The sequence below is a fragment of the Crocosphaera chwakensis CCY0110 genome (genome assembly GCF_000169335.1).
GTDB lineage: Bacteria > Cyanobacteriota > Cyanobacteriia > Cyanobacteriales > Microcystaceae > Crocosphaera > Crocosphaera chwakensis.
In genome coordinates this window covers 137,449-144,596 of the sequence record NZ_AAXW01000009.1, presented here as the reverse complement: position 1 = coordinate 144,596, position 7,148 = coordinate 137,449, and the positions used below count along the sequence as shown (strand labels likewise).

Here is a 7,148-nt window from a genome sequence, read left to right as displayed (position 1 = left end):
TTTAAAGAATAAATGAATAAATCTTGACCATCAAATCGCCATATTTCCTTAATTTTCAAAGATTCATAAATAGTTAAACGATTTAAAGAACTGCTGGTAATATCAATTTCTATGGCTAAATCTGGTGGGGGATCAACCGTAAAATCAAAATTAACTCTATCTCTAATTAAGGCTTCATTGTTTATGTAATAACATTCATCAGGTTCAATTCCTTTTTGTAAATCTTCTCGGCTTAAAGTAGTCGAACAAAGACTTAATATTTCTAATCCTAATACTTCTGTTGTGGTTTGTACCAGTCTTCCTAAAAAACCTTTATTGATTTCATGTTCTGGTAAAGGGGTCATAATTTCTAAGGTTCCTTGGTCATAACTTAATTTTTTACTAGGGTTTTCTGCTAAATCTAAAGCTAATCCTTGATAAGTTTCCCATTTTATTCCTGTTAATACGGTTATATTTTTTGATTTTAGTAAGGTTTTACTCATAGTGTTTGGTTAATATAGCAGTATAAAAATAAATTAGAATATTTTCGTCTTTTTAATTGTCATTCCGAGGTGATAAGGAATCTCTTTAACCTTATAAATATAAAATGCCATTCTCACGGCGATGACTCGTTTTAAGTCTCTGGGGTCAGGATTCGACTTGATAAACCCTTCTAATTCTTCCTTGTTAGTCTAGATTTACTACTCTTTCATTTTCTCACACCTCATTCTCGATTACTATAGTTACAATTATAAAATTAGTGAAAATTTTACTTAAACTTATGCCTACATATCGAGCTTATTATCTTATTCTATGTTTTGTTATTATTCCTATCTGTATTAGTTGTAAAAATAATACTTCATCTTCATCTACAGAGTCTTCTCCTGACATTGTTTCTTCTCCGACTCCTACTATTAAAACTGCGTCCCCTGAAGATAAGAAAAAAGCTGCTAGTTTAAGAGAAACCGGTTTAAACTATCGCCAAAAAGGGCAAATACAAAAAGCTATCAATTCTTTAGAAGAATCAGTTAAATTTGATCCACAAAACTTATCAGGTTTAGTCGTATTAGGATGGACTTATCATTTAAACCAGCAAGGAGATAGGGCAACAGAAACTTTACAAAATGCTTTAAAACTAGATAACAATCATGTTCCTGCTTTGAATGCTTTAGGAATTGTTTATTTAGTTAATAATAATTTAGATAAAGCAGTAGAAACTCATAATAAAGCCATCAATTTAAAATCAGATAACGAAATTGCTCACTATAATTTAAGTTTAGCTTATCATCGCCTGCAACAATCTGAACAAGCAGCAATTCATGGGAAACAAGCAACCGAGCTAGAACCAAATAACCCTCATCCTTGGGTGGCATTAGCTTTAGTTTATCAGCAAAAAAATGATTTAGAATTAGCTAAAAAAACTTATAAAAAAGCCATAAATTTAGATAGTCGTTATCGTCAGATAGACTTTTTAAGTCATTTAGAACAAGCTGGTTTTAGTCAAGAACAAATCAAAGAAACTAAAAACCTATTACGCAATCTTTGATCAAAATAGTTCATATATTATAGCATTTCTCGGACTCATGAGGTACCCCTAACACCTGCCTTCTGCCTCAAAGTGATCATTTTTGCAACTCACAAGTATGGGAACTTCTATAATTTTTAAAAAGAAGTTATTAGTAAGTAGTTAGCAAATATTAATGATCGGTCACTGTTTACTGATAACTGTTAACTGTAATTATTGCTAAAATAAAAATATTCAACTCAAAAAATATGTTTTAATGGCCGAAAATCTAAATTTAAGTAATTTATCAGTTATCCCTACTGCTCCAGAAGGGTTTAAATCTGGATTTGTGGGAATTATTGGCCGTCCCAATGTGGGAAAATCCACCCTCATGAATCAATTAATCGGACAAAAAATAGCCATTACTTCTCCTGTTTCCCAAACCACTCGTAATCGACTACAGGGAATTTTAACCACAGAACAAGCTCAGATTATTTTTGTTGACACTCCAGGAATCCATAAACCTCATCATACCCTAGGAAAAATTATTGTTAAAAATGCCAAAATGGCGATTAATTCTGTTGATGTAATCTTATTTGTAGTCGATAGTTCCGTAAAATCAGGAGGAGGCGATCGCTACATTATTGATCTACTTAAAACCATTAATCAGCCGGTAATTTTAGGACTTAATAAACAAGATCAACAATCCGAAGATTATCAACAAATAGATGAGAGTTATACAAATTTAATTGAATCCTATCATTGGCCAATTATTAAATTTTCTGCTCTGACAGGAAACGGTTTAGAAACCTTACAAAACACCTTAATTGAAAAATTAGACCCAGGGCCTTATTATTATCCCCCTGATCTAATTACTGATCAACCTGAAAGATTTATTATGGGAGAATTAATTAGAGAACAAATATTACGATTAACGAGACAAGAAGTTCCTCACTCCGTTGCTATAACCATTGAAAAAATAGAAGAAACTCCAAAAATAACCAGAGTCTTTGCAGCCATTAATGTTGAAAGAAGTTCTCAGAAAGGGATTCTTATTGGTCAAAAAGGAAGTATGCTCAAAGCTATTGGAACTGCAGCTAGAGAACAAATTCAAAAATTAATTGCAGGAGAAGTTTATTTAAAACTTTTTGTTAAAGTAGAATCCCAATGGCGACAATCTAACCTACGTTTAGCAGAATTTGGCTATCGAGTCGAAGAATAAACTTCACAAATATTCCAAAGAAACTATAATTTTTTTAAAGATACTGGGTACTCTAAGCCTAAGAGGCACTCATCCCAAGCTGATAGGACCCAGTCATGAAAAGTCGTTATTCTAACCCAGATCAATTTAATGAAGAATCCTTTGACACAGATATTGCCCAACTTTTTGAGGATTTGGGCGAAGGTTCAGATTGTGTAGAATCTGATGGAGAATTAGACGAATTAGCCGATTTATTTGAACAAGACTTATCAGCTTACTGTCTAGAAGAGTCTGATCCTTTGATGGATAGTTCTACTTTATCTTCCTTGCCATCGGATGAAGAAATTAGCAATCTGTTTAATAATGACATAACTTGGGAAAATAATAGCGATCACGAAGAAGAGAGATCAGAAAACGAACAACTGGTAAACCTATTAAATGAAGCCCCAGAAAAATGGGAAAATGGTTATCCTACAGAAAACCCGAATCACGACTTTTTAGACGATTTAACCTCTGCCTTTGAAGAATTTGCCCAAGATGATGAGATAGGGGAATTACAAAAACTTTTAGGTACAGCAGAATCCAATGAAGAAATCCTTTCACCCGTTTTATCTCTGTATCCTTCCCTAGAAATTTTAAGCTCACTTTTAGCACAAGAGGCCTCTGTTGCTACTAATGAGGTCTTAGATCAAGCTACTATCGCTGAATTAGCGGACTTTATTGCTGCTCCAGCCAAAGCCAAAGAAGAATCCCTAACCTCCACCTTACCCCCTACTCAATCACAGGTAGGGGAGGTTTCCCAGAGATCGGACTTCAACTTAGAAGATGATTTCAAAGACCTTGAAGTTCTCCTAGAACAAGCGGATCGCACTATGGTAGGGTCTTCGACCATGAACCAATCTCCAGGAAAACGGTTTTCTGGAGCCTCCGCTGCCCGCACACCTAAAATAAAGGCTTTTGAACAAACCATGCGGGTTCCCATCAAGCAACTCGATAACCTCAGTAACTTAATTGGGGAATTGGTTGTTAAACGCAACACTTTAGAACAAGATCAAGAAAGACTCAGACAATTCTTAGAGAACCTCCTCAACCAAGTTCATAACCTCAGTGACGTGGGGGGACGAATGCAAGACTTATACGAACGAACTCTACTCGAAGGAGCTTTATTAGCTAGTCGTAATCAAAGTCGTAGTGGACAAAGCAATACTTTAGATCATGAAAACAAAGCCGTCAACTTAGATAAAAATGAGCAAGAAGGAGATTTAGATGCCTTAGAAATGGATCGCTTTACCGGCTTCCATTTACTCTCCCAGGAAATGATCGAACTGATTGTAAGGGTTCGAGAATCGGCTTCTGATATTCAATTTCTCGTTGATGAAACCGAACAAGTTTCTCGCAACTTGCGACAAGTAACCACTCAGCTACAAGAAGGGATGACCAAATCTCGTATGGTTCCCTTTGCGAATACTGCTGATCGCCTACCCCGTGCCATCCGCGAAATTTCGAGGAAATTACAAAAACAAGCCAAACTCCAAGTCGAAGGGCGAGACGTTCTCATCGATAAAATGATTTTAGAACAACTCTATGACCCCATGACCCACTTGGTGAATAATGCTATTACCCACGGTATCGAAGAACCGGCACTAAGACGAAAACAAGGCAAACCTGATGAAGGTCGAATCCAATTACGGGCTTTTCTTCAAGGAAACCAAACGGTGATCACCGTTGCTGACGATGGGGGTGGTATTGATGCTGATCGAGTGAAACGAAAGGCTATTGAAAAAGGATTGATTAGCCCCGAAGAAGCCAAGATTCTTTCAGAAACAGAAATTTACGACTTTCTCTTTCATCCAGGGTTTAGTACCCGTGATAAAGCCGATGATTTTGCGGGTCGTGGGGTTGGCTTAGATGTGGTTCGTACCAGTTTACGAGACATTCGGGGATCGGTGATCATTGACTCGGCTCGAGGAAAAGGAACCAGATTTACCATTCGTTTACCCCTAACCCTTAGTATCAGTAAAGCTCTCTGTTGTATTAGCGATCGCGCTCGCATTGCCTTCCCGATGGATGGGGTTGAAGACATGAAAGACTATTTACCCAGAGATTTAATGGAGGACGAAACTGGACAATCATTTGTATCTTGGAATGGTCAAAATCTGCCAGTCTATTCTCTAAGTGATCTCTTATCCTATAATCGTCAGTTGGGTCGTAGTAGCGTCTATGGGGGAAAACAAGAAGAAGATACAGTATCTTTAGTGATTTTGAGGGGTGGAGGTGCTTTACTAGCGGTGCAAGTAGATCAGGTGATTGGAGAGCAAGAAATTGTTATTAAACAAATTGAAGGGCCAATTCCTAAACCGGCTGGTATTGCTGGGGCAACGGTACTGGGAGATGGTACCATTATGCCTATTGGGGATGTGTTAGAGTTAATCGCCATCGCTCAAGGACGGTTACGCACCGATACTGTTAGTAGCCTTTGGGATAAACAAGAATCAGCCTTTGATAATTGGACAGGAGAACAGACTGAGCCAACTGTACTGATTGTAGATGATTCAATTACAGTACGAGAACTGTTATCTTTGAGTTTTAGTAAGTCAGGGTATCGAGTCGAACAAGCCAGAGATGGTCAAGAAGCTTGGGAAAAACTTTCCTCAGGGTTACCGTGTGACCTCCTCTTCTGTGATATTGAGATGCCTCGGATGAATGGGTTAGAGTTGTTATCGAATATACAAAAAGAAGCCAATCTTTCTGGCTTGCCGGTGGCTCTATTAACTTCTCGTGGTGCAGATCGCCATCGCAAGGTGGCAGCAAAACTTGGGGCAACTGCCTACTTTACCAAACCTTGTCCTGACCAAACTCTCTTAGAAGCAGCCCAACGGATGTTGGCAGGAGAAATTTTATTAGCTGGTAGCACCAAAAAGCCGATGAAAAAATCATCACCAGAGGCTGAGTCAAAGGCAACTTCAACCAATAAGCCATCCTATTCTTCTGACAATAATACGGTCTTAATTATCGATGATTCGGTCATGGTTCGAGAAATGCTCTCGATGAGCTTTACCAAAGCTGGATATGAGGTAGAACAGGCTAGGGATGGTCAAGAAGCTTGGGAAAAATTACGGGGTGGTTTATCTTGTGCTTTAATTCTCTGTGATATCGAAATGCCTAGGATGACTGGGTTAGAGTTATTATCCCGTCTGCAAGAAGATAAGAAACTCTCCCCGATTCCTATTGCTATGATTACTTCCCGTGGAGCGCAGAAAATGCAGCGTATTGCAGCCGAGCGAGGGGCAAAAGGCTATTTTGTCAAGCCGTATATTGAAGAAGTGTTACTCGATGCTGCTAAACGGTTGATCGCCGGAGAGGTATTACTCGAAGTCAACAGTCTCGTTGAACAGTAGAGATACAAACTAAGGTATGATAGTTCCTGAAGCAGTTTAAGATTTTCTGAAATTTTTCCGTACCAATGAAGGATTATCCTTCAAATAATGTGCATAAAATACATTTGGCATGATATAACATTTTTAAATCTTATCTGCTGTTAGAGAGTCATTCCCCACTGAGGTAGTGAATTCTCGTAAGGGATCAATACACATTTTTAGGAGAATCATTGTAATGAAAACTATTGTTCGTCTGTTTGCTATCTTGATGGTACTGATCAGTTCCGTTGGGTTTGTGGGGTCTGCGGTTGCTGCTCAATTAAACCCTGTCGATGCTAAGTTAACTACCGAATATGGTCAAAAAATTGACTTAAATAATGAAGATGTACGCGGTTTCCGTCAACTTCGTGGGTTCTATCCCAACTTGGCCGCTAAAATCATCAAGTATTCCCCCTATGACAGGGTAGAAGAAGTTTTAGACATTCCTGGACTTAGTGAAAGACAAAGACAACGTTTAGAAGCTAATTTAGATAAGTTTGTAGTAACTCCTCCTTCTAATGAGTTAAATGAAGGTGGCGATCGCATTAATCCTGGTCTTTACTAAATCTTATCTTTAATTTGACCCTTTAATCCACTTCTTTAAGAGGTGGGTTTTTTATTATTAATAAGTGACTTATCATACATAATGTTAATTAGGAAAATATAGTTAACTATAACCGACGAATTATGACTAATAAACAAGAAAAGTCCTCCGATATGATTAGATTAGGTCAGTTTATGAAATGGCAAAATTTGGTGCAAAGTGGTGGCGAAGCAAAAATAAGAATTCAAGGGGGAGAAGTGATGGTAAATGGTTGTGTCGAGATGCGACGGGGACGACAATTGGTTAGTGGAGATAAAGTTACCTTTAATGGAAAGCATTACGAAGTAAAGTTGTGAATTCTTCTTCCCTTACAGTTGAATTGATTAATATAGATGCTTAAAAGTTAATCAGGTAAATCTAAACTATCTATTTTCTTAATCGTCTCGTAACAACAGAAAACTAATGAAAAGATTAGTAGTAATTAAGTTTCTTGGATTACTGTTA

At 37.5% G+C, this 7,148-nt stretch carries 6 protein-coding genes; 5 read left to right on the top strand and 1 reads right to left on the bottom strand.

Features of this window, described 5'->3' with window-relative positions; all coding sequences use genetic code 11:
- On the bottom strand, window positions 1-482 hold a 482-nt coding region (locus CY0110_RS08175; RefSeq protein ID WP_008274920.1), incomplete at its 3' end, for a Uma2 family endonuclease.
- Between the two features lie 278 nt (window positions 483-760).
- On the opposite strand from CY0110_RS08175, the gene CY0110_RS08170 reads away from it, so the two are divergent.
- From CY0110_RS08170 to CY0110_RS08150, 5 genes are all read left to right on the top strand, one after another.
- Window positions 761-1,525: a tetratricopeptide repeat protein gene (locus tag CY0110_RS08170; protein ID WP_008274919.1), complete on the top strand. Its 765-nt coding sequence runs from the start codon at window positions 761-763 to the stop codon at window positions 1,523-1,525.
- A gap of 235 nt (window positions 1,526-1,760) precedes the next feature.
- Window positions 1,761-2,705, top strand: coding sequence for a GTPase Era (era, locus tag CY0110_RS08165; protein ID WP_008274918.1), 945 nt, complete (start codon window positions 1,761-1,763; stop codon window positions 2,703-2,705).
- A gap of 95 nt (window positions 2,706-2,800) precedes the next feature.
- The gene (locus CY0110_RS08160; protein WP_008274917.1) at window positions 2,801-6,082 is read left to right on the top strand and encodes a hybrid sensor histidine kinase/response regulator; all 3,282 of its coding nucleotides are present in this window, start codon (window positions 2,801-2,803) and stop codon (window positions 6,080-6,082) included.
- A gap of 214 nt (window positions 6,083-6,296) precedes the next feature.
- Complete coding sequence (gene psbU, locus CY0110_RS08155; protein WP_008274916.1) at window positions 6,297-6,665, top strand: photosystem II complex extrinsic protein PsbU; 369 nt, start codon at window positions 6,297-6,299, stop codon at window positions 6,663-6,665.
- 122 nt (window positions 6,666-6,787) lie between these two features.
- Window positions 6,788-7,000, top strand: a complete 213-nt coding sequence (locus CY0110_RS08150) for an RNA-binding S4 domain-containing protein (RefSeq protein WP_008274915.1) — start codon at window positions 6,788-6,790, stop codon at window positions 6,998-7,000.
- Window positions 7,001-7,148: the final 148 nt, after the last annotated feature.

Coding starts and splice junctions, on each gene's coding strand:
- era (WP_008274918.1), top strand. CDS start 1,761: ATGGCCGAAAATCTAAATTTAAGTAATTTATCAGTTATCCCTACTGCT.
- psbU (WP_008274916.1), top strand. CDS start 6,297: ATGAAAACTATTGTTCGTCTGTTTGCTATCTTGATGGTACTGATCAGT.
- CY0110_RS08170 (WP_008274919.1), top strand. CDS start 761: ATGCCTACATATCGAGCTTATTATCTTATTCTATGTTTTGTTATTATT.
- CY0110_RS08160 (WP_008274917.1), top strand. CDS start 2,801: ATGAAAAGTCGTTATTCTAACCCAGATCAATTTAATGAAGAATCCTTT.
- CY0110_RS08150 (WP_008274915.1), top strand. CDS start 6,788: ATGACTAATAAACAAGAAAAGTCCTCCGATATGATTAGATTAGGTCAG.